This is a genomic window from Ruegeria sp. HKCCD9138 (assembly GCF_057220975.1).
The window spans coordinates 22,223-44,953 of the sequence record NZ_JBWVAZ010000016.1; the positions used below are offsets into that span (position 1 = coordinate 22,223).

23 protein-coding genes are annotated in these 22,731 nt (G+C 58.6%); 14 read left to right on the top strand and 9 right to left on the bottom strand.

Annotated features, from left to right (window positions below; translation table 11 throughout):
- Positions 1-3: 3 nt before the first annotated feature.
- From AC2TEL_RS20200 to pheT, 6 genes are all read left to right on the top strand, one after another.
- On the top strand, positions 4-1,152 hold the full coding sequence (locus AC2TEL_RS20200) for a carbohydrate ABC transporter permease (protein WP_480844296.1): 1,149 nt from the start codon (positions 4-6) through the stop codon (positions 1,150-1,152).
- A gap of 9 nt (positions 1,153-1,161) precedes the next feature.
- Positions 1,162-2,817, top strand: coding sequence for an alpha-glucosidase (locus AC2TEL_RS20205; protein WP_480844298.1), 1,656 nt, complete (start codon positions 1,162-1,164; stop codon positions 2,815-2,817).
- Positions 2,818-2,820: 3 nt separating this feature from the next.
- On the top strand, positions 2,821-3,900 hold the full coding sequence (locus tag AC2TEL_RS20210) for an ABC transporter ATP-binding protein (RefSeq protein WP_480844299.1): 1,080 nt from the start codon (positions 2,821-2,823) through the stop codon (positions 3,898-3,900).
- Between the two features lie 58 nt (positions 3,901-3,958).
- Positions 3,959-4,765, top strand: a complete 807-nt coding sequence (locus AC2TEL_RS20215) for a CE1 family esterase (RefSeq protein WP_480906542.1) — start codon at positions 3,959-3,961, stop codon at positions 4,763-4,765.
- Positions 4,766-4,824: 59 nt separating this feature from the next.
- Complete coding sequence (locus tag AC2TEL_RS20220; protein ID WP_480844301.1) at positions 4,825-5,232, top strand: cupin domain-containing protein; 408 nt, start codon at positions 4,825-4,827, stop codon at positions 5,230-5,232.
- Between the two features lie 86 nt (positions 5,233-5,318).
- Complete coding sequence (pheT, locus tag AC2TEL_RS20225) at positions 5,319-7,715, top strand: phenylalanine--tRNA ligase subunit beta (protein WP_480844302.1); 2,397 nt, start codon at positions 5,319-5,321, stop codon at positions 7,713-7,715.
- 46 nt (positions 7,716-7,761) lie between these two features.
- On the opposite strand, the gene AC2TEL_RS20230 is transcribed toward pheT, so the two are convergent.
- Positions 7,762-8,646, bottom strand: a complete 885-nt coding sequence (locus AC2TEL_RS20230; RefSeq protein WP_480906545.1) for a LysR family transcriptional regulator — start codon at positions 8,644-8,646, stop codon at positions 7,762-7,764.
- Positions 8,647-8,730: 84 nt separating this feature from the next.
- Here AC2TEL_RS20230 and AC2TEL_RS20235 point away from each other — a divergent pair, with 84 nt between their 5' ends.
- Both AC2TEL_RS20235 and AC2TEL_RS20240 read left to right on the top strand, forming a co-directional pair.
- Positions 8,731-9,366 carry a class I SAM-dependent methyltransferase gene (locus AC2TEL_RS20235; protein ID WP_480906548.1) on the top strand — a complete coding sequence of 212 codons (636 nt, stop codon included), beginning with the start codon at positions 8,731-8,733 and terminating at the stop codon, positions 9,364-9,366.
- An 85-nt stretch (positions 9,367-9,451) separates the two neighbouring features.
- Positions 9,452-9,901, top strand: a complete 450-nt coding sequence (locus tag AC2TEL_RS20240) for a YtoQ family protein (protein ID WP_480844305.1) — start codon at positions 9,452-9,454, stop codon at positions 9,899-9,901.
- A gap of 40 nt (positions 9,902-9,941) precedes the next feature.
- Here AC2TEL_RS20240 and AC2TEL_RS20245 read toward each other — a convergent pair whose 3' ends face one another.
- A complete protein-coding gene (locus AC2TEL_RS20245; RefSeq protein ID WP_480844306.1) occupies positions 9,942-10,640 on the bottom strand; it encodes a glutathione S-transferase family protein in 699 nt (232 codons plus the stop codon).
- Positions 10,641-10,859: 219 nt separating this feature from the next.
- On the opposite strand from AC2TEL_RS20245, the gene AC2TEL_RS20250 reads away from it, so the two are divergent.
- Positions 10,860-11,666, top strand: a complete 807-nt coding sequence (locus tag AC2TEL_RS20250; protein WP_480906551.1) for a mechanosensitive ion channel family protein — start codon at positions 10,860-10,862, stop codon at positions 11,664-11,666.
- Positions 11,667-11,849: 183 nt separating this feature from the next.
- Here the strand turns inward: AC2TEL_RS20250 and ald are convergent, their stop codons facing one another.
- On the bottom strand, positions 11,850-12,968 hold the full coding sequence (gene ald / locus AC2TEL_RS20255) for an alanine dehydrogenase (RefSeq protein ID WP_480906554.1): 1,119 nt from the start codon (positions 12,966-12,968) through the stop codon (positions 11,850-11,852).
- Positions 12,969-13,103: 135 nt separating this feature from the next.
- Between ald and AC2TEL_RS20260 the strand changes: the two genes are divergently transcribed.
- Positions 13,104-13,562 carry an Lrp/AsnC family transcriptional regulator gene (locus AC2TEL_RS20260; RefSeq protein WP_480906556.1) on the top strand — a complete coding sequence of 153 codons (459 nt, stop codon included), beginning with the start codon at positions 13,104-13,106 and terminating at the stop codon, positions 13,560-13,562.
- Positions 13,563-13,568: 6 nt separating this feature from the next.
- Here the strand turns inward: AC2TEL_RS20260 and AC2TEL_RS20265 are convergent, their stop codons facing one another.
- Positions 13,569-14,408 (bottom strand): CPBP family intramembrane glutamic endopeptidase, encoded by an 840-nt coding sequence (locus AC2TEL_RS20265; RefSeq protein ID WP_480906559.1) that lies wholly within the window; start codon positions 14,406-14,408, stop codon positions 13,569-13,571.
- Positions 14,409-14,670: 262 nt separating this feature from the next.
- Between AC2TEL_RS20265 and ppk2 the strand changes: the two genes are divergently transcribed.
- Entirely contained in the window at positions 14,671-15,588 is a 918-nt protein-coding gene (gene ppk2 / locus AC2TEL_RS20270; RefSeq protein WP_480844311.1) for a polyphosphate kinase 2, read from the top strand.
- A gap of 52 nt (positions 15,589-15,640) precedes the next feature.
- On the opposite strand, the gene AC2TEL_RS20275 is transcribed toward ppk2, so the two are convergent.
- Both AC2TEL_RS20275 and rpsU read right to left on the bottom strand, forming a co-directional pair.
- Complete coding sequence (locus tag AC2TEL_RS20275) at positions 15,641-16,858, bottom strand: CAP domain-containing protein (RefSeq protein WP_480906562.1); 1,218 nt, start codon at positions 16,856-16,858, stop codon at positions 15,641-15,643.
- Between the two features lie 293 nt (positions 16,859-17,151).
- Positions 17,152-17,358, bottom strand: a complete 207-nt coding sequence (rpsU, locus tag AC2TEL_RS20280; protein ID WP_005614280.1) for a 30S ribosomal protein S21 — start codon at positions 17,356-17,358, stop codon at positions 17,152-17,154.
- Positions 17,359-17,469: 111 nt separating this feature from the next.
- Between rpsU and AC2TEL_RS20285 the strand changes: the two genes are divergently transcribed.
- Both AC2TEL_RS20285 and AC2TEL_RS20290 read left to right on the top strand, forming a co-directional pair.
- A complete protein-coding gene (locus AC2TEL_RS20285) occupies positions 17,470-18,162 on the top strand; it encodes a COQ9 family protein (RefSeq protein ID WP_480844313.1) in 693 nt (230 codons plus the stop codon).
- Positions 18,163-18,226: 64 nt separating this feature from the next.
- Complete coding sequence (locus AC2TEL_RS20290) at positions 18,227-19,213, top strand: NAD(P)H-quinone oxidoreductase (protein ID WP_480906565.1); 987 nt, start codon at positions 18,227-18,229, stop codon at positions 19,211-19,213.
- 37 nt (positions 19,214-19,250) lie between these two features.
- Here the strand turns inward: AC2TEL_RS20290 and AC2TEL_RS20295 are convergent, their stop codons facing one another.
- Positions 19,251-20,108, bottom strand: a complete 858-nt coding sequence (locus tag AC2TEL_RS20295) for a DUF2189 domain-containing protein (protein WP_480844354.1) — start codon at positions 20,106-20,108, stop codon at positions 19,251-19,253.
- A gap of 196 nt (positions 20,109-20,304) precedes the next feature.
- Here AC2TEL_RS20295 and AC2TEL_RS20300 point away from each other — a divergent pair, with 196 nt between their 5' ends.
- Positions 20,305-21,288 carry a quinone oxidoreductase family protein gene (locus AC2TEL_RS20300; protein ID WP_480844315.1) on the top strand — a complete coding sequence of 328 codons (984 nt, stop codon included), beginning with the start codon at positions 20,305-20,307 and terminating at the stop codon, positions 21,286-21,288.
- Between the two features lie 43 nt (positions 21,289-21,331).
- Here AC2TEL_RS20300 and AC2TEL_RS20305 read toward each other — a convergent pair whose 3' ends face one another.
- Together AC2TEL_RS20305 and AC2TEL_RS20310 are read right to left on the bottom strand one after the other, a co-directional pair.
- A complete protein-coding gene (locus AC2TEL_RS20305) occupies positions 21,332-21,865 on the bottom strand; it encodes an outer membrane protein (protein WP_480844317.1) in 534 nt (177 codons plus the stop codon).
- Between the two features lie 263 nt (positions 21,866-22,128).
- On the bottom strand, positions 22,129-22,605 hold the full coding sequence (locus tag AC2TEL_RS20310) for a YHS domain-containing (seleno)protein (protein WP_480844318.1): 477 nt from the start codon (positions 22,603-22,605) through the stop codon (positions 22,129-22,131).
- Between the last annotated feature and the right edge of the window lie 126 nt (positions 22,606-22,731).

Genomic DNA, 22,731 nt, shown 5'->3' on the forward strand with positions numbered 1-22,731 from the left:
GGCATGACTGATATTGCAGGAACCAAACCGGCACTTCGTTGGGTCGTCCACGCCTCGGTCATCTTTCTTGTCGTGCTTTGGGTGGTGCCGACGCTGGGGCTGTTTATTTCGTCCTTCCGCACGGCCGACCAGATCGCGACCAGCGGGTGGTGGAAGTCCTTATTCCCGTCCGAGCAGAACCTGACCCTGCGGACCGCCGCACCAGAGACTCAGGTGCTGGAAAACGGGATGTATGTGATCGAAGGCAACCTGTTTGAGGAAGACCAGAAAGCAACGATCTCAAAATGGGGTGTAAGTTCCCGGGCTGTCGATGCGTTTGAGCCCGGCCAGACGGCCGAGTTGCGCCGCGGCGGCGCGATCACTGTTGATGCCAGTGGCAACTATCGGATGGAGAACGCGGAGGAATTCACGGGCAGCCGCGGCGCGCGTGTCTTCGTGACGGCCGAGCTTCCGCCCGAGTTCACGTTGGACAACTATCACACAGTGCTGTTGGCCGAAGACAGTACCGACAGCATGAGCAAGGCCTTCTTCAATACTCTGACCGTGACGATTCCGGCCACGATCATCCCGATCCTTGTTGCGGCCTTTGCGGCCTATGCGCTGGCTTGGATGGAATTTCCGGGCCGGGCACTGTTGATTGCCGCCGTGGTGGGTCTGCTGGTTGTACCGTTGCAGCTGGCTCTGATCCCGCTTTTGAAATTTCACCTTGGGATCGGCATTGGCAAAGGGTATCTGGGCGTCTGGTTGGCGCATACCGGGTTCGGAATGCCACTGGCGATTTACCTGCTGCGGAATTACATGGCCGGGCTGCCGCGTGACCTGATCGAAAACGCGCGGGTTGACGGCGCGACCGAGTTCCAGATCTTCACCAAACTCATTCTGCCGCTCAGCTTTCCGGCTCTGGCTTCGTTTGCGATCCTGCAATTCCTGTGGACATGGAATGACCTGCTGGTCGCCAAAGTGTTCCTGATCGATGCATCGGGCCAGACCACCGTGATGACCAACAGCATTGTCGAGCTGCTGGGCACGCGCGGCGGCAACTGGGAAATCCTGGCCACGGCGGCGTTTGTCTCGATCGTCGTGCCGCTGATTGTCTTCTTTGCAATGCAAAAATACCTCGTCCGCGGCCTGTTGGCCGGGTCAGTCAAATAAAGGCGTGTCATGAACGTGCAGAACAACCTGAATCAAAACACAGCAACCAAAGCATCCGCCGACTGGTGGCGGGGCGGGGTGATCTATCAGATCTACCCGCGCAGCTTTCAGGACAGCAACGGCGACGGGATCGGCGACCTTAAGGGGATCACCAGCCGGCTTGGCTACATTGCCTCGCTTGGGGTGGATGCGATCTGGATTTCGCCCTTCTTCAAATCGCCGATGAAAGACTTCGGCTATGACGTCAGCGACTATTGCGATGTTGATCCGATGTTCGGCACGATGGAGGATTTCCGCGAACTGCTGGATCAGGCCCATGCGTTGGGGTTGAAAGTCATGATCGATCTGGTGCTCTCGCATACTTCGGACCAGCATCCGTGGTTCAGCGAAAGCCGCGCCAGCCGGGATAATGCGAAATCCGACTGGTATGTCTGGGCCGATCCCAAACCCGACGGCACGCCGCCCAACAACTGGCTGTCGATCTTCGGCGGTTCGGCCTGGCAGTGGGATTCGCGCAGGCTGCAATACTACCTGCACAATTTCCTGACGTCGCAGCCGGATCTGAACTTCCACTGCGTTGAAGTTCAGGATGCCCTGCTGGACGTGGCGCGGTTCTGGCTGGATCTGGGCGTCGATGGGTTTCGGCTGGACACGATCAACTTCTATTTCCACGACAAGCTACTGCGCGATAACCCCGCGTTGCCGATCGACCAGCGCAACGCCTCGATCGCGCCGATGGTCAACCCGTATAATCATCAGGATCACCTGTTCTCGAAAAGCCAGCCCGAAAACATCGCTTTCCTGGAACGGCTGCGCGCGCTGACCGACGAATACGAGGGACGCGCCTGTCTGGGCGAGATCGGTGATGCGCAGCGCGGGCTTGAGATCATGGGCGAATATACGACCGGCGATAAGCGTATGCACATGTGCTACGCGTTCGAGTTTCTGGAAAAGCGCGCGCTGACGGCGAGTTATGCCAAACAGGTCTTTGACGAGCTTGAAGACAAGGCGGGCGATGCATGGGCCTGCTGGGCGTTTTCGAACCACGACGTGCAGCGCCACGCCACACGCTGGAACCTGTCCGAGGACGCAATTCGCCAGCATATCGTTCTGATGATGTGCCTGCGCGGCTCGGCCTGCCTGTATCAGGGCGAGGAACTGGGCTTGCCCGAGGCCGAGGTCCCGTTTGACCGGCTGCAGGACCCGTATGGCATAGAGTTCTGGCCCGAGTTCAAGGGCCGCGATGGTTGCCGGACACCGATGGTCTGGATTGCTCAGGATCAGGAGATGGGGTTCAGCACCGGCGATCCATGGCTTCCGGTCAGCGCCGAGCAGGCCGAGAGGGCGGTGGATCAGATGGAGCGCGAACCAAACTCGATGCTGCACCATTACCGCCGTGCCATCGCGCTGCGCCACGCGCATCCGGCGCTGATGACAGGTGCGCAGACACGGATGGAGCAGAACGGTCCGGTGCTGACCTTCCTGCGCGAAACAGGCACAGAGCAGGTGTTCTGCGCATTCAACCTCGGTTCAGATACGGCAAGCATCACTTTGCCGGATGGTAAATGGCGCATGATCGGCGAGGAATTGGGCAGCGTCTCAGGGTCGGGGAATGTGACACTGGATGCTGCTCGATTCTGTTTGATGGTCAGGGAAAAGGAATAGGACATGTCGGAACTTAATCTTACGGATGTGGCCAAAACCTATGGCCCGGTCGATGTTCTGAAGAACATTAATCTGGATATCGAAACCGGCGAGCTGATCGTTTTTGTTGGTCCCTCGGGGTGCGGGAAATCCACCCTGTTGCGGATGATCGCGGGGTTGGAGAGGATCTCGGGTGGAACGCTTGAGATCGAAGGCCAGGTCATGAACGATGTGCCGCCGGCACAACGCGGCATTGCGATGGTGTTCCAAAGCTATGCGCTTTATCCGCATATGACCGTACGCGAAAACATGGCCTTTGCCCTGAAAATTGCCAAGATGCCAGCGGGCGAGATAGACGCCGCCGTTAATCGCGCCGCGCAGATCCTGCAGTTGGAACCGTTTCTGGATCGTCTGCCCAAGGAACTGTCCGGTGGTCAGCGGCAGCGGGTTGCCATCGGTCGTGCCATCGTGCGCGATCCGAAAGTATACCTGTTCGACGAACCGCTTTCGAACCTCGATGCCTCGCTGCGGGTCGCTACGCGGATCGAAATCGCCCGGCTGAAAGAGGCGATGCCCGAAAGCACGATGATCTACGTGACCCATGATCAGGTCGAGGCGATGACCTTGGCCAGCCGAATTGTTGTGCTGGCCAACAAAGGTATCGCACAGGTTGGCACGCCGCTGGAGCTGTATGAAACACCGGACAATGAGTTCGTGGCGCAGTTCATAGGTTCACCGGCCATGAACCTGTTGCCGGGTGTTATTTCCGCGACCGGGGAAACCACCTCGGTCGCGCTGGAGGCCGGCGGGACCGTGGTTTCCTCGATCCCTACCACTCCCGACCAAGTGGGGTTGCAAGTGAATATCGGCGTCCGGCCCGAGGATTTACTTCCGGATGAGGCAGGTTTTTTCGAAGGCGCGGTCGATTTCACCGAAGCCCTGGGCGAGGTCACGCTGTTGTATTTCGCAAACCAGAAAGGCGCCGAGGGGGTTATCGCAAAACTGCCGGGGATCGAGCGAAACCTGCGCGGGCAGACTGTCAGGCTTTCGGCAGACCCGGCCAAGGTGCATATGTTCCACAACGGTCACTCGCTGCGGCCATGACAACTCCTTGACGCATATGTGACGTGACACTGGCTGCGGGGCGGTTAGGCTCCGCCTCATGTTGTACCGACTGATCTGCCTGGTCCTGATGGTGGCGACGCCAAGCGTTGCGATGGGCCCGTGGAATACCGAGTGTCATGGCGATACCGCCTGCAAGCTCGACGACCGATCCTATCACGTATTGGAACCCGAAGGATGGGATGGTGAGACCCCCTTGCCCGTCTTGCTTCACTTTCATGGCTGGGCGCGGCAGGGAAATGTCGTTGTGAACCATGAACGGATTGCCGGTGCAACCACGCGCAGAGGCGTATTGCTGGTTGCCCCCAATGGCTTGGGCAAAAGCTGGAATTTCTGGGCGGCTGATACGGCGGATGTCGATTTCGCAAATCGCGTGCTGGAAGATGTAGCCCAACGCTATCCGGTGGACTCCAATCGAATTTACGTATCGGGTTATTCTTTCGGCGGAGCGATGGCTTGGCGCTTTGTTTGTCAGTCAGGAAATGACATCGCGGCCCTGCTGGCGGTTGCCGGTAGCATTCGCCAGACTGAGGACTGCCCCCAGGCCCCGCGGCAGGCCCGCCATGTGCACGGGACCGACGACACCGTGATGGATTTCCCCTTTGGTCCCGGAGGCGACACGACCTATCCCGTCGCACTGTGGCGCCAGAAATACGATTGCGATGCTGCCATTCCGCGCGGCGATTGGAGCGTCGTACCATTTCTGACGCTCAGCCGGGTAGAATGGTCCGACTGCGCGTTGGGGCAGGTGGTTCTGGATACACATCCGGGCGGGCATTTCATCCCGCATGGCTGGATCGGACGCCAGCTGGACGAGCTGATGGGCCGCACGCCAACTTATCCCTGATCGTTGACTTCGCGGCTGCGCCAAGGTCACCTGCATGGGCACGAAACAGGAGCCCCCCCGTGAAATCGTTGTTGCTCAGCGCCTTGATCCTTGCCGCCGCCCCTGCATTCGCCCGCGACACCTATCCTCCGGTCGAGGTGCTGCTGCAGACCCAAACTTCGGTCATTGGAGAGCCGCTGGAATATCCCGGTGGAACGCCCGAAGTGACGGTGGCGATCGTCACGATGCAGCCCGGTCAGGATACGGGCCCGCACCGCCACGACGCCCCTTTGGTCGCTTACGTACTGGAAGGAGAGATCACGGTCGATTACGGCGAGGCGGGAACCCGGACCTACAAAACCGGCGACGCATTTGTCGAAGCGTTCCAATCGCCCCATTCCGGAGTGAATTCCGGCGACGGCATTGCCCGGATTCTGGCTGTATTCGCAGGCTCGGACAACGTGTCGAACACGGTTGCGGAAGAGTAGCAGCCGGGGGCCAAGCTGCCTCTTTCCCCTATGCGCAATATCCGCTAAACGCGGGCTGACCCAAGATGACTGGCGGATGACGACCGATGAAATTCACTCTTTCCTGGCTGAAAGACCACCTCGACACTGATGCCTCGGTTGAGGAAATTGCCGAGGCCCTGACCGACCTTGGGCTCGAGGTTGAGGAAATCGTCAACCCGGCGGACCGGCTGGCGGGCTTTACGCTGGGCTATGTGAAACATGCCGAGAAACACCCCGATGCCGACAAGCTGCGCGTCTGCAAGGTCGACACCGACGAGGGTGAGTTGCAGATTATCTGCGGCGCCCCGAATGCGCGCGAGGGCATCACCGTCGTGGTCTGTAAGCCCGGCATGTACATCCCCGGTCTGGACCTGACAATCAGCGTCGGCAAGATCCGGGGCGTCGAGAGCTTTGGTATGATGGCGTCCGAGCGCGAGCTGGAGTTGTCGGACGAGCATGACGGCATCATCGAACTGCCTTCGGGTGACGTTGGTGACCGTTTCGTTGACTGGCTGGCCGAGAATGACCCGTCGAAAGTCGATCCGATGATCGAAATCGCGATCACGCCGAACCGACCGGATGCGCTGGGCGTGGCCGGGATTGCGCGTGATCTGGCGGCACGGGGTATCGGCAAGCTGAAAGAGCGTGACTATGTGCCGGTGCCGGGTGATTTCGAAAGCCCGATCAAGGTGACAATCGACAAGGATACGCTGGACGGTGCGCCGCATTTCACAGGGCGTCTGATCAAGGGTGTGAAGAACGGACCCAGTCCTCAGTGGTTGCAGGATCAGCTGAAGGCGATCGGTCTTCGCCCGATCTCGGCGCTGGTAGACATCACCAACTACATGACCTTCGACCACAACCGCCCACTGCATGTGTTCGATGCCGACAAAGTACAGGGCAACCTGCGGGTGCATCGCGCCAAGGGTGGCGAGAAACTGGTGGCGTTGGATGAGAAGGAATACACCCTTCAACCCGGCATGATGGTGATCTCGGATGACAACGGTCCGGAATCCATAGGTGGAATCATGGGCGGTCTGGAAACCGGCTGCACCGCGGACACGGTGAACGTCTTTCTCGAAAGCGCCTTCTGGGATCACGTGCAGATTGCCCTTACGGGGCGGGCGCTCAAGATCAACTCGGACGCGCGGTATCGGTTTGAGCGTGGTGTTGATCCCGAATACACGCTGGAAGGGCTGGAGCACGCGACGCAGATGATTCTGGATATTTGCGGCGGCGAAGCCTCGAACGTTGTCGAGGCGGGCAAGGCGCCAAACCATGCGCGCGCCTACAAGCTGGATGCCGAGCGGGTGCAGTCTCTGGTCGGGATGGACATTCCCGAAAGCGATCAGCGTCAGACCCTGACACGTCTCGGCTTCCGCCTGGAAGGTGAGATGGCGCATGTTCCAAGCTGGCGCCCCGATGTCATGGGAGAGGCCGATCTGGTGGAAGAGGTCGCACGGATTGCGTCGCTGACCAAGCTTCAGGGCAAGCCGCTGCCGCGTGTGTCTGATGGCATTCCCAAACCGGTGATGACCCCGACGCAGCGCCGCCAGTCGATGGCGCGGCGCACCTGCGCGGCGCTGGGCTATAACGAATGCGTTTCGTACACGTTCATCGATCAGGCTTCGGCAAAACTCTTTGGCGGAGGCGATGATGCGACCAGGCTGGAAAACCCGATCTCGTCCGAGATGAGCCATATGCGCCCCGACCTGCTGCCCGGTCTTTTGCAGGCCGCGGCCCGCAATCAGGCGCGCGGCTTTGCCGATCTGGCATTGTTCGAAGTTGGACCGGTCTTCCATGATGGAGAGCCCGGAGAGCAACAGACCCAGATCACGGGCCTGCTGGTGGGCCGCAACGGTCCAAAGGATGTGCATGGTGCCTCGCGCCCGGTCGACCTGTATGACGCCAAGGCGGATGCCGAGGCCGTTCTGACCGCAATCGGAGCGCCGGCGAAGGTGCAGATCATGCGCGATGGAGAGGGCTGGTGGCACCCGGGGCGGCACGGCAAGATCTGTCTGGGTCCGAAAAAAGTGCTTGGCGTCTTCGGCGAATTGCACCCGCGTGTTCTGCAGGCCATGGATGTCAAAGGTCCGGCAATGGCGTTCACCATCTGGCCGGATCAGGTTCCGTTGCCGCGCAAATCGGGCGCGACACGCTCGGCTCTGGAACTGCGGGACCTGCAGGCCGTCGAGCGTGACTTTGCCTTTGTTGTCGATGCCGGTGTCGAAGCTTTGACGTTGGTCAATGCCGCGGCCGGCGCCGACAAAGCACTGATCGAAGATGTGCGCGTGTTCGACGAGTTCATCGGCGGCAGCGTTGGCGAGGGCAAGAAATCGCTGGCGATAACGGTGCGATTGCAACCTTCGGACACGACTTTGAAAGAGAAAGACATCGAAGCGGTCGCCGAAAAGATCATCGCCAAAGTGGCCAAGGCCACCGGCGGGGTCCTGCGCGGGTAACACTGCACGAGAAATGAATTGAACGACGCGCCTTTGGGCGCGTTTTTCATTTGGACAGGAATTCCGCCAGCAGGTCAAAGACCAACCGAATTCGTCGGCTGGTATGCAGCTCGCGATGGGTGGTCAGCCAGATCGGGAACGTGATGGGTTCCATACCGGGCAGTACGCGTTCGATACCGGGTGTCGCGTCGCCGACAACCTGAGACATTGGCGCGATGCCAAAGCCCTGCCTGGCGTATTCCCATGCCACGATTCCGTTCTGAGACCCGAGCCGGAAATTGTCTTCGTTCAGATCGATGCCGAACGGTTTCAGGTAGGCGATCATCTGTTCGGTGTCACCAAAGCTGATGAACTCATGCTGAGATAGGTCGCGCTTGGACCTGGGGCGCCCCGCACGGTTCAGATACTCGGTCGTGGCATAGAAACGGCCCGACGCCTCCTGCACAAGACGGGCGATCAGATCGGGTTGATCCGGGCGGACATGGCGGATGGCGATATCCGCCTCGCGCCGCATCAAGTCGCGGATATCGTTCGAGGCAATCACGTCGATCCGAAGACGCGGGGCCTGCGCCCGGACCTGGCGCAAAAGATCCGGTAGAATATAGGCCGACATGATGTCGCTGGCAGTAATTCGAACACGCCCTTCGATCGACTTCGCCTGACCTGATGCGGTCAGGGCGATGCGATTGGCAGCCTCGCCCATTGCACGGGTGTGATCCAGAAGTTCAACACCGGCCTGTGTCATCTGCAGCGTGCGGCCGATGCGTTCGAACAGCATGACACCCAAATCGCCCTCGAGCGCGGCGATCTGGCGGCTGAGCGTTGGCTGGGTCTGTCCCAACTGCCGCGCAGCAGCCGAAAGCGAACCGGTTTCTGCCGTCGCCAGAAAGGCGCGGATGTGGTTCCAGTCGAAGCCCCCAAGGTTTTTCATGAAAATACGTATAAGAGTTCTGCGATTTTCCGCAATTCCTCTTCGATCTGTGCATGAGTAGATTTGCGGCAAAGGAGATTGACCATGACGACAGCTGCAAATTTCTGGGACGGCGTTGCCGCGAAGTATTCACGCACTCCGATCCGGGACATGGAATCTTACGAATACACTCTGGGGCGGACGCGGTCCTACCTGTCCAAGCACCACCGGGTTCTGGAGCTAGGCTGCGGAACGGGTTCAACGGCGCTTCTGCTTGCAGCCTCGGTCGCACACATAACCGCCAGCGATTTTTCCGAAGCTATGCTGAAGATCGGCCAGGAGAAGGCCAAGGCCGAAGGGGTCGAAAACATTTCGTTCAGAACGATTGATATCACCAAGCCGATGGACGGGCAGACTTTTGACGTCATACTTGGCTTCAACCTGTTTCACCTTGCGCCGGATATCAAAGGTGTCTTTGCGGACATTCATGCGCAACTGTCCCCCGGCGGTTTGTTCATTTCCAAAACGCCGTGTCTTGCCGAAGGAGGGTTGGGGTTCAAGTTTGGAATGCTCAAGCTGATGTTGCCGGTGATGCAACTTTTTGGCAAAGCCCCATTTGTCAATCAGTTTAGTGTCGAAACTCTTGAGACCGCGGTTAGCAAGGCCGGGTTCGAGGTGATCGAAAGCGGGAATTTTCCTGCGCAGCCTCCGTCGCGGTATCTGGTGGCTCGAAAGATCTAGAATGCACTGCCGGTTTCTTTGATTTCCGCATTGGGCTTTGCGCGATTGCGCCTTAAGTAGGCTTTGTGCAATTGCGGAGGAAGTCATGGGCCTGAACGTCTATTTGTCCGGGGAAATCCACACCGACTGGCGCGAACAGATAATCGATGGGGCGCAAGGGCTGGATGTGACCTTCAACAGCCCTGTCACCGATCACGCGGCCAGTGACGACTGCGGCGTCGCCATCCTGGGGGGCGAGCCGAAAAAATACTGGCACGATCACAAGGGCGCGATGGTCAACGCGATCCGTACCCGCAAGGGCATTTCGGACGCGGATGTCGTTGTTGTCCGGTTCGGCGACAAGTACAAACAATGGAACGCAGCCTTTGATGCGGGGTATGCGGCCGCGTTGGGCAAGTCGATCATCGTTTTGCACGGTCCGGACCACCAACACGCGCTGAAAGAAGTTGATGCCGCGGCTCTTGCTGTTGCCGAGGAACCGCGTCAGGTGGTCGAAATCCTGCGCTACGTTCTGACTGGAAAACTTCCGGGTTGAACTGTCTGGTGGATGCTGGGGCCAGCACCCACCATCTTGCTTAATCCCGCGCGGGGATCGTCAAACCCTTCTGCACGGCAGGTCGCCCGAGAAAGCGGTCGAGATACGCCGCGACATGCGGATAAGTGTCCCATCCCAGCAATTCTTTTGCTCCGTAATAGTCCAGCCCGCGCAGCCAGGGCGCGATCGCGATGTCGGCGATTGAGTAGTCTCCGGCGATCCACTCCTGACCGTCAAGCTGCGTGTTCAGGACATTCAGCAGGCGTTTTGCCTCGGCGACATATCTGTCGCGCGGGCGGGGGTCGTCGATTTCGCTACCGGCAAATTTATGGAAATAGCCGAGCTGTCCGAACATCGGCCCCACGCCGCCCATCTGAAACATCAGCCATTGGGTTACGCGGTGCTTGTCGGCCTTGGTCCGTCCGAGAAACTTGCCGGACTTCTCGGCCAGATACAGCAGGATCGCGCCGCTTTCGAACAGAGCCAGTGGGGTTCCATCGGGTCCGTCCGGGTCGATCATCGCCGGGATTTTGTTATTGGGGTTCAGGGACAGAAACTCGGGACTTTTGACATCCGCATCTGCCAGCGTAACCAGATGCGGTTCATACGGCAGGCCGGTTTCTTCCAGCATGATCGAGGCTTTGACGCCATTGGGCGTGGGGTAGGAGTAGAGCTGAATTCGTTCTGGCGATTGTGGTGGCCATTTGGCCATGATCGGAAACGAGGTGGTGTCCAGCATTTGAGGTTCCTTGGTCTGTCTGATGCTTGCCACATTGCCAAGTTCGGACCGCGCTGTCAGGTCCAAGACTGTGCATGACCGGTCAGTTGCTGTTTGCTGAAGAACAAGAGGGGGAAAAGTGAGGAAACACGCCCCTAGACCCAGGCGGGATTTTGGCCCAGATTGCTGCAATCCCCGCGCTTTTGGCGCGGGTTTGCTATTGGAGCAAAGGAGATCCGCGTGGAAGACGTTGTAACACAGGTGGGCGCGTTCGGCCCGCTGATCATAAGCGCAATCAAGGCATTGATTGTACTGGTATTGGGGTGGATCGTTGCCGGTGCGATCAGCGGCATGGTTCGCCGCCGAATTAATGCGACCCCGCATATTGATCCGACACTGGGCAATTTTGTCGCCAGCATCGTCAAATGGGTGGTTCTGGCGATCGTCTTCGTGGCCGTTCTGGGCATCTTCGGAATCGAAGCGACCAGTATCGTTGCCATCCTTGGTGCAGCCTCGCTGGCGATCGGCCTCGCCCTGCAAGGCACGCTGAGCGATCTGGCGGCTGGTGTGATGCTGGTTGTGTTCCGCCCCTACAAGCTGGGTCAGTACGTTGATATTGGCGGGACTGCTGGAACGGTAAAGGATCTGAACCTGTTTACCACCGAACTGGTCACTCCGGACAACGTGCAGATCATTGTGCCGAACGGACAGTCCTGGGGGTCGATCATTACCAATTATTCGGCACATGACACGCGCCGGGTGGATCTGGTGTTCGGTATTGACTATGGCGACAGCGCGGATCAGGCGATGGAAATCATTCTGGACGTTGCCAAGGCCGATGAGCGTATCATGAGCGACCCGGAGCCATGGGTGCGGGTCACCAACCTCGGCGACAGCTCAGTTGATCTGACGGCACGCTTGTGGTGTGCCGCCGCGGATTATTGGGATTTGAAATTCGAACTGACGAAGGCGGTGAAGGAGGCCTTTGACGCCAAGGGCATATCCATCCCTTATCCCCATTCCGTCGAGATCCAGAAAAAGGGCTGACGGCTCCCGCCCGTCGAACGGGCATTGGAAATGCCCTTCTCCGGTTGGGCCCGGCGCCGCGCTGTTTGCGCGGCGTCTTTTTCTTGAGGTCGATCGGAAATCCAGCGCCGCGCCTTTGGTGCGGCACCCGACCCAACTCCGGACAGCACCTTCGCAAGAGGGCGCTGTCCGGCGCGGGAGGCCTTACGACTTGATGACCACGGCTGGGGAGACAACGTCGATCCCCAGGGCCTTGCCGACGGCATAATAGGTCAGCTGGCCCGCATGGACATTCAGCCCGGCCATAAGATGCGGGTCATCCTGGCAGGCCTGTTTCCAGCCTTTGTCGGCAAGGGCCAGCAGGAACGGCATCGTTGCGTTGCCAAGTGCAATGGTTGATGTGCGTGCAACAGCGCCCGGCATATTGGCCACACAGTAGTGCATGATGCCGTCGACCTCGTAAATCGGGTCGGCATGCGTGGTCGCCTTGGAGGTTTCGAAGCAACCGCCCTGGTCGATGGCAACGTCCACAAGTACCGCACCCGGTTTCATGGTCGACAACTGTTCACGTGTAACCAGCTTGGGGGCTGCTGCGCCGGGGATCAGAACCGCGCCAATTACCATGTCTGCATCGCGGATCAGTTCAGCTGTCGCACCGGCGGTCGAATACTGGTTCTTGAACCGTCCGCCAAATACGTCGTCCAGATAACGCAGCCGGGGCAATGAGCGGTCCAGCACGGTGACATCTGCGCCCATACCCGCCGCGATCTGGGCCGCGTGGGTGCCAACAACGCCGCCACCGATTACGACAACCTTGGCCGGCCCCACGCCGGGAACGCCGCCCATCAGTACACCACGTCCACCGTTGGCCTTTTGCAATGTCCAGGAACCGACTTGCGGAGCCAGACGGCCAGCCACTTCGGACATCGGTGCCAGAAGCGGCAAACCGCCATTTGCGTCCGTAACGGTCTCGTAAGCAATGGCCGTGCAGCCGGAGGCCAGCAGGTCATGGGTCTGATCGGGATCGGGCGCAAGGTGCAGGTAGGTGAAAAGCAGTTGACCTTCGCGCAGCATCTTGCGCTCGACGGCCTGCGGTTCCTTGACCTTGACGATCATTTCAGCCGACGCAAAAACCTCGGCTGCCGTGTCAACGATACGTGCGCCGGCAGCGATATAGGCGTCGTTGTCAAAGCCGGATCCCATACCGGCTCCGGTTTCGATAATGACGTCGTGGCCGCGGGCCACGGCTTCTTGCGCGGCATTCGGTGTCATGCCGACACGGAACTCCTGTGGTTTGATTTCCTTGGGGCAACCGATTTTCATGTCTCTCTCCGTACATAAACTGCCTAAATTATGGGCATTCAGCGACGCAATTTCTGTGAAACCCTGCTTGCCAAAGGACGATTCAGTGGGAGATTATTCGACAAATTTGAAATCACACGCAATGGATGTGCGCCGATGAGTATTGATGCAACTGATCGAAAGATTCTGGCCGCCTTGCAGCGCAAAGGGCGGCTATCGAACGCAGAGCTGTCCGATCAGGTGAATTTGTCTCCGTCGGCCTGTCATCGGCGCGTTCAAAGGCTGGAGGCCGAGGGCTATATCAGGGATTACGTCGCTTTGCTGGACGCCCGCAAGATGAACGTCCCGACCACGGTATTTGTCGAAATCACTCTGCAAGGCCAGGCCGAAGAAGTGCTGGATGCCTTCGAAAAGGCAGTGGCCCGCATTCCAGACGTGTTGGAATGTCACCTGATGGCGGGAACGGCGGATTACATCCTGAAAGTCGTTGCCGAAAACACCGAAGATTTCGCGCGCATACACCGGCAATACCTGTCGCGCCTGCCCGGCGTGGCGCAGATGCAAAGCTCGTTCGCGCTGCGTACCGTATTCAAAACAACGGCTCTTCCGGTCTGAGGTTGCTCAGGCCGGTCCGGGATAGGTGAACAAGGTCAGATGCAGAAAATTGAACGCGAAATGCATCAGCACCGGCACCCACAGGCGTCCCGTTGCGAAATACCCCAAACCACAGGCCAGACCAAGCAGAGCCGCAAACCCCATTAAGACGGGGCCGCCGGTTACATGCGCAGCGCCGAACAGGGCACTTGCTGTGACCAACCCGATCAGAGGCCCCGTACGTGCGCCAATTGCTGATTGCAGGTAGCCGCGAAAAAAGGCTTCCTCGGTGAGGCAGGTCAGAAACAGATTTGACAAGGCGAAGATCATCCACCAGGGGGGCAGGCCGAATTCAGGACGGACTGCCCCGGACAGTGCGCCTGACAACAAAAGGGCGGGCAGCAGCATCAGACCCGCTGTCAGCGGCCAAATTTTGACGGGTGCGTTCGGAATCAACATCGCGGGCCACGCCAGTAGGACCGCAAAAAAGACCATTGGTTTGTCCAGATTGAGATACATCGTGAATGGCGCGCTGTCCGGTCCTGCGTGAACGTGATCCAGAACCAGCAGATTGTGCACCCCGGGCAACAGATGCGCGCCCAGAACGAGGCTCCAGGCAATCAATGCGATGTGCCCGATCAAGGCTGCAGGACCACGCAGTCGAGGAAGGCGGGCCGCGCCGAGAAGGCCAAGACCAACAAAAATCGCCGCAGATGCCGAAATCAGACCGCTGACCAGCGCCACAAGACCGAAGGCACATATCATTCCGACGGCCAATGTGCGCTGTCCGGCAAACGCGGCGACCTGGGCGACAATCAGGATCAGCCACGGCCAGAATTTTGGAAGGAAGGAAAGAAAGAACGCCACGATGACCTCCGGTTCATTCCGGCATTGATGCAGGCGGGACGGATGCAAAAGCAAGTGCCTGTTTTGAGGGCGCAAGATATGGCCTTGCGTCAATTCCACCGCTTGAATCCCGCGCCTGACCGGGTCACATTCAGGTTTTGCAGCATATATATATTCGTCAGATGGCGGACCGGGATTCAGGCACCATCTGCGGGAGCGGTGACATCTGCCGGTTACACTGCCCCGATACGGTGCGAACCCGATGAATGATAAGGAGCCGAACTTGGCACACGATAGAAACGACGCGCCCAAAGATTGGCTGGAAGCCGAGCTGGAAGACACGCTGGATGAAGATTTCGAGATCGAATTCAGCGAGCCGATGCTGTCGATGGAGGTCCGCAAGATCTATAAGGACCAGCATCCGGATATGCTGGACCGCAAAGTGTACTTCCGCAATCTGCTGCGATTGCAGGCCGAATTGATCAAGGTACAGGACTGGGTGCAGCACACCGGCGCCAAGGTTTGCATCTTGTTTGAAGGACGCGACAGCGCCGGCAAGGGGGGCGTGATCAAACGGATCACGCAGCGTCTGAACCCGCGTGTGGCCCGTGTCGTCGCCTTGCCTGCGCCCAGCCGCCGCGAGCAGAGCCAGTGGTATTTCCAGCGCTATGTCCCGCACCTGCCTGCGGCGGGTGAGATCGTTCTGTTCGACCGGTCCTGGTACAACCGGGCCGGGGTCGAGCGTGTAATGGGATTTGCCAACGAAGATCAGGTCGAGCAATTCTTTCAAGACGTTCCTGAATTTGAACGTATGCTGGTCCGCTCGGGGATCATTTTGCTGAAATACTGGTTCTCGATCACCGATGAAGAACAGCAGTTGCGATTCCTCATGCGTATCCATGACCCGATGAAGCAGTGGAAACTGTCGCCGATGGATCTGGAATCCCGTATCCGGTGGGAGGCGTATACAAAAGCCAAGGAGGACATGTTCTTTCGCACCAACATCCCCGAGGCGCCATGGTATATCGTCGAAGGGAATGACAAGAAACGCGAACGCCTGAATTGTATCGAACACCTGTTGACCAAAATCCCGTACGAGGATGTCCCGCAGGAAAAGGTCACCTTGCCGGATCGCCGCTATAACCCGGAATACGAGCGCCGGATTTTGCCCGACGAACTCTACGTACCAAAGATCTACTAAATCTCGGATTCAAATGTGCGGGGGCGGATGGACCCCCGCACATCTGATTGGATCAGGCGAAATCCATCATGCAGGTCGTGTGAATGTAGGTGAATTCGCAGTAGTCGTCCGTGGTTACGTCGGTCCCATCCGAAATGATAGGCATATCGTCGTCACCCTCGTCCATCGTCACCAGCTCGAATTCATCGACCTCAGGTTCGGGCTGGTATGGTGACTCCCAATCGAACTGATCGAAGTGCGCCTGAAGGGCTTTCACGAAAGCCTCGATTTCTTCAAGGAAGGCCTGAACGTCAAAACACTCATCCTCCGGTGTTTCCACTTCAGCCACGGGTTCTTCGACCGGAGTGTCTTCAACGACTTCAGGATCATCGGCTTCGGCGACCGGGATGTCCTCGCCGGTGGTTTCGTCCCCGGGCGTTTCCGCTTCAGCGACAGGTTCGTCGTCGGGGGTTTCATCGTCGGCGCCCGGATCATCCGTTTCGGCGACCGGCGTCACTTCCTCCGGGGTTTCGTCGTCGGGTGTTTCCACTTCGGCAACGGGTTCTTCGCCAGGGGTTTCTTCGTCGACCTGCGGGTCATCGGCCTCTGCCACAGGCGTCTCTGCTTCGGGCGCCTCGTCGTCAGGTGTTTCCACTTCGGCGACCGGGTCTTCTGCCTCTGGCTCAGGCTGCTCGGTTTCGGTGACATCGGTTGGTGTCTCATCCACCGGCGTCGTCGGTTCGTCCACGACCGGAGCCGGTGTCTCAGGCTCTGGCACGACAGGCTGCGCCACCTCTTCGTCTGTCGGGGCGGGTGGAGTTTGTGGTGTCCCGTCGTCGGGCAGAACCGCCGCGTCCGTCTTGGCAAAGTTTTGTGTGACCATTACAGCGTCAAAGCCCTGCATGTCGCCGGTTTCGATTCCAATCCCGATATACTTGAATTCAGGGTTCAGGATGTTGGCACGGTGGCCTGGGCTGTTCATCAGGTTCTGGTGCAATTGCGCGACATCGTCACTGATGCCTGGCGCGCCGCGTTCGGATTGCCAGGCAATGTTTTCACCGGACCGCCAGTTGCCCGAGAAATCGAACCCGGCTGCTTCCATCCGCTGCGTCGCCGTTGATCCGCCGGATCCGGTGTGGCTGAACCTGTCCGTGTCCAGCATCCAGGTGCTGTGATCTTCGGACGATACGTTCAGTTGCCTTTCAAGTTGCAAAGGGTCCAGCCCACGGGATGTGCGCTCTTGGTTAATCAGCGCCAGCATTTCCCGCTCAACCGTGCTTGCTGTAGACATGTTTTGCCTCCGTATTTTGTTATGTCTGAGTGGACGGCCTCAGTTACTGAGTGACATTGGACACTGAACAGTGGGGCGGCAAAATCGGGCGTATTTCGGCGAAGGAGTGCAACCGGGCCGGGATTCGCTGTGCCGTAATATGCCGACCAAGCGGGTTGGTCCTCCATCGGCGGGTTGCCGCGTTGCAAAAAACGGGCAAACGGCAAGTTCTGACTTACCTGAAAACGACAAACCCCCGGGCGGGGCCTCGGGGGTCGTCAAATAGTGTCATCCAAAGCTGGACGAGGAAAGTCTTAGAGCAGACCTTCGCGCTGGGCTTTCTTGCGTGCCAGTTTACGGGCACGGCGGATCGCTTCAGCTTTCTCGCGCGCTTTTTTCTCGGACGGTTTCTCGAAATGTTGCTTCAGCTTCATTTCACGGAACACGCCTTCGCGCTGCAGCTTTTTCTTCAGGGCACGAAGCGCCTGATCGACATTGTTGTCGCGAACACTAACCTGCATGTGGTTGTCACCACCTTTCTAGATAGAGTTGCAAGGAAATTGCAGGAAGTGGCCGTATAGCAAAGCATGCCTAACTTGTCTAGTACTGGCCCCGAGAACCGGAGAACCGCCATGACCGTGACCTATGAAGAAGCGAAACAGCAATTATTGGATGCCATGCTGGACCATGTGCCGTTCGATGGCTGGTCTGAATCCAGCTTTCGCGAGGCGATTACCGACAGCGGCCTGGACGAAGGGCTGGCGCGCGCCATCTGTCCGCGCGGCGCGGTGGATCTGGCGCTGGCCTTTCACGCGCGCGGCGACGCATTGATGCTGGAACGAATCGAATCCGAGGACCTGAGCGGCCTGAAATTCCGCGACAAGATCGCTGCCGCCGTCCGCTTTCGCCTGCAGGCAGTTCAGGACAAAGAGGCGGTGCGCCGTGGCGTGACGCTGTTTTCGCTGCCGATATATGCGGCCGATGGCGCAAAAGCCGTGTGGGGCACCTGTGACCTTATCTGGAACGCGCTGGGCGACACGTCGGAGGATGTGAACTGGTACACGAAACGGGCCACATTGTCCGGCGTGTATTCCTCGACCCTGTTGTATTGGCTGGGCGACGACAGCACCGATCATCAGGCCACGTGGGAGTTTTTGGACCGGCGCATCGAAGGTGTGATGCAGTTCGAAAAATTCAAGGCGCAGGTGAATGGCAATCCCTTGCTGAAACCATTCCTTGCGGTGCCCAACTGGCTGGCGGGACAGGTGAAGGCACCAAACAGGTCCGGCGCGGGGCTGCCGGGGTCGCTGACGCCCCGAAAGTAGTCGAATAATCGGCTGGGTCTTTGCACGGATGCCTGCTAGCCATTGAAAAAAAGAGGAGCTGCGGATGAGCCAGACGATGCGTGCCGTTGAAATCACGACGCCCGGTGGACCGGACGTATTGCAGTTGACCGAGCGGCCTGTGCCGGTGCCCGAAAACGGTCAGGTCGTCCTGAAGGTCGCCTATGCCGGTGTGAACCGCCCGGATGCCCTGCAACGCGCCGGTGCCTACGATCCGCCCCCCGGCGCCAGTGATTTGCCGGGGCTTGAGGCGTCGGGTGAAGTGGTGGCCTTGGGCTCCGGGGTCGAGGGCGTGTCGGTCGGCGATAAGGTTTGTGCGTTGCTACCGGGTGGCGGCTATGCCGATTACGTCGCAACGCCCGCTGCGCATTGTCTGCCGGTTCCGGCCGGAATGAGTATGAAAGAAGCCGCGTGCCTGCCGGAAACCTTCTTTACCGTCTGGTCCAATGTCTTCACCCGCGGCGGTCTGAAAGCCGGGGAGAGATTCCTGGTCCACGGCGGCTCCAGCGGGATCGGCACGACAGCGATTCAATTGGCCAATGCCTTTGGCGCACGCGTTTTTGCCACCGCAGGATCGGATGAGAAATGTGCGGCCTGTGTCGAACTTGGCGCGGAAAAAGCCATCAACTATCGTGACGAGGATTTCGTGGCCGCCATGCGGGCCGAGGGTGGGGCGAACCTGATCCTGGACATGGTTGGCGGTGACTATATTCCCCGCAACGTCAAAGCCTTGGCCGAGGATGGGCGTCTGGTTCAGATTGCTTTTTTGCAGGGTCCCGTGACCGAGCTGAACTTCGCGCTGATGATGGTCAAACGGTTGACCCTGACCGGCAGCACGTTGCGACCGCAAAGCGATCTGGCCAAAGCGAAGATTGCGCAGGACCTGCGCGAGGCCGTCTGGCCACTGCTTGAGGCTGGGAAAGTCGCGCCTGTCATGGATAGCGAGTTTGATCTGGCTGACGCCGCTGCCGCCCACGCACGCATGGAAAGCTCAGGCCATATCGGAAAAATTGTCCTTAAAGTAGCTGGTTGAGGCTGGCGCGCGAGCTTGTCTCGCGCGCATTTTTCAGTCAGGCGACAGCCCTGCGATAAAGGTGCCAGGTAGCGTGGCCGAGCACCGGCATGACGACGATCAGCCCGAGCAACATCGGAATTGCTCCTATCACCAACAGCGCGGCAACGATGAACCCCCATGTCAATATGACCCCGGGGTTGTGGCGCAAAACGCGCACCGAGGTAACCACTGCCACCGGTAATCCCACTTTTCTGTCCAGAAGCAGGGGAAAACTGACGACACTGACGGCCAGAGCAACTAGGGCGAACAGGAATCCGATGGCTGTTCCGACAATTATCATTGTCCACCCAGCACCGGTGGTGAAGACGTCAGCGGCAAATGCGCTTAGCGATGCCGGAGGTTCGGGCCCCAGCGTCAGGACATAGACGCCCTGCGCCACCAACAGCCAGACCAGCAGCAACATGACAAGGTAGAACCCGAGCGCCAGTATGGCTCCAAAAGATGGGGACTGGAAAACGCCGAACGCGTCCAGCCAATGCACGGCACCGCCCTGTTCCCGTTTGCGGCTGATTTCATATAGACCTACCGCGGCCACCGGACCTATCAGCGCAAAACCTGCAATCAAGGGCGCCAGCAGGGGAACCATGTCCATGTTCATCCCGATGCCAAACATCAACAACCCCGCAATGGGATAGATCAGCACGATGAAAATTGCGTCAGCGCGTGTTTCGAGGAAGTCGTGATAACCAGCCTGCAGACAGGCACGCAAATCCTGCAGCGTCAGCGTTTGAACCATCGGCAGTTGCTGCGTTTCCGAACTGCCGATGGTCGAAACGCTTTCGACCATATGATCGCTGCTCGCGCCGAGGTGGCGGGCGATCCAGCTGATTGGGTTGCCGATTGTCTTGTCCATCTTCATCCCCTTGCCTGGCGTGGGTGCGTGGCGGGATGCATCCGGTATCCAAGTTGTCGTAACCGGATGATCCGGCAACGCCAGATACAACCTTAGCACATTTTCCTTTATTTGTCTGCTCATTGATGCGTGACCGAGTGGATTGCTCTGTCGTGCAGGCGTGTTAGCTTTGCAACAAACCAGCAGGGAGAGCATCATGCAGCAGACGGCAAGAACTGTAGTCATCCATGAAACCGGCGGTCCCGAGGTCCTGCGGATCGAAGATCGCGAGGTCGGTGATCCGGGTCCCGGCGAGGTGCGTATCCGCCACTATGCCTGTGGGCTGAATTTCATTGATGTCTATCAGCGCAGTGGTTTGTACCCACTGGAACTGCCCCATGCGTTGGGAATGGAAGCTGCGGGAGTGATCGAAGCCGTTGGCGAAGGCGTGACGCACTTGGAGCCCGGACAACGAGCAGCATATGCTGCGGCGCCGGCTGGCGCCTACACTCAGGCGCGCGTGATGCCGGCCGCGCAGGTCTGTCCATTGCCGGAAAGCATTTCCTTCAAGACCGCGGCGGCGATGATGCTAAAGGGAATGACGGTTGAGTACCTGTTCCACCGCACAACCCCGCTGAAGCGCGGCGATACGGTTCTGTTTCACGCTGCAGCCGGGGGTGTCGGGTTGATCGCCTGCCAGTGGGCCAAATCCGAAGGAATCACCCTGATCGGCACGGCCGGAACCGATGAAAAGTGCAGCCGGGCCCATTTCAACGGCGCCGCCCATTGCATCAATTACAGGACCGAGAATTTCGTGGATCGCGTGGCCGAAATCACTGGCGGCAAGGGTGTGGATGCCGTGATGGACTCGGTCGGCGCTGATACGTTTCAGGGCTCGCTCGATTGCCTGAAACCCCTTGGCATGATGATTTCATACGGCAACGCCTCGGGGCCGGTGCCGCCGCTGGATATCGGGGTATTGGCACAGAAGGGCTCTCTGAAGCTGACGCGGCCAACCTTGTTTACCCATATCGCAGACCCGAACGTCTGTCAGGCGATGGCGCGTCGATTGTTCGGTAAGGTGGACGGGCGAGAGGTCAAGATTCACGTCGATCAGATTTTTCTGATGGATCAGGTGGCCGATGCCCACCGCGCGTTGGAGGAGCGTCAGACAACCGGCAGCACGATCCTCGAACCCTGATTGATACGGCCCTGGCATGTTGCACCAGGGCCGTTCAGACTTATCAGAACCGGTATGCTGCGCGGATCTGGAAAGTGGTTGCATCCACATCCACGCCGCTTGAATTGAAATTGTCAAACTCGTGGTACAGAATCTCACCCGCGACACTGATATTCGGCGCCACGATCTGTTCGTAGCCGGCACCGATGAACCAGCCATCGTCACTTCCCAGCGTGTCGGTATCCGCATCGGCGTAGCCTGCCGTACCATACAGCAGGCCCTGGGGATTCACTTTGTACCCGGCCCGGGCCTTCAGGCGCCAGACATTCTCGACCGTGGCTGCGCCGGACAAATCAACATCCGTCCAGTCATAGTCAAACCCACCACCGACGACCCAATCGCCCAGGTCGTAGTCGTAACCCAGAATAATACCACCGATGACACCATCGCCGTCAACGCCGGACAGGCTGGTGTCGATATCGGCATATCCGATTTGCGCGCCGCCATAAAAGCCGGTCCAGTTTCCTGAAGATTGCGCCATTGCCGAACTGGCGGCCAGAGTTGCGACCACGGTGGCCAATGCCAATTTTCCTGCCATTTCTTATTCCTTTCGATCAAATGGTGACCATCGCAGCTCAACCACGACGGCCTTGTACCGAGACATACGTTCTGGCCCTGCGACCAGATCACTGGATTTCCTAATTCCGGCCCGATTTCGCGCAGCCTTCAACGCTGGCGGCGCTGGTCCATTTCAACTGAACGCTTATCTGAAAGTTCAGATATGTCCCGGACGTTGTGTCTTCAAACGACAATCGGCGACGGATACAATCCGCCGCCGACGCGCTGGAATTATTCAGCAGATTATTGCTGCTGCAGTTCCGCAGGGGTCTTGTCAGCAATGGTTTCCCAGTTTGTGCTGGCCTGCTCGATAAAGCCGGGGATATCACCTTCCCAGCGCTTCTGGATGCCTTCGGACAGGTTCAGATACAGCTTGTCGTCAACAATCTTCCAGTAGTTCGGGTCGCCGTCGAACTTGAAGCCCATCGCCGCACCGAAGGCGCAGTAACCGCCATAGGCCGGCAGGTAGGCCTCGGGGTTTTCTTCGAACGCTGCTTTGTTTTCTTCGTTGGCAAAGCGATACATTGCGTCATTGTGGATCGCGGTGATTTGCCAGTCGCCCTTGGTTGGCGCTCCTTCGGTGAAGTAGGCGACCGGGTCGTAGCCCTGCAGCGCCAAACCGGTGGTGGTGGTGTTCAGCTCGACGCCCGCAGCCAGAGTCGAGCTTGCGATGGCAACTGACAGCGCTACGCCACCAATAATGGATTTGATCTTGTTCATGATATTACCTTTCGTGAACAGAGCCGCTGTCGGAGCACCATAATTTTGCTCGGGCGACCCGGATTGATTTCTGTGCCGGCCGTAATTGGCGGTCACAAAACCCGAGTTGGGCAACGGCCCGTTCAC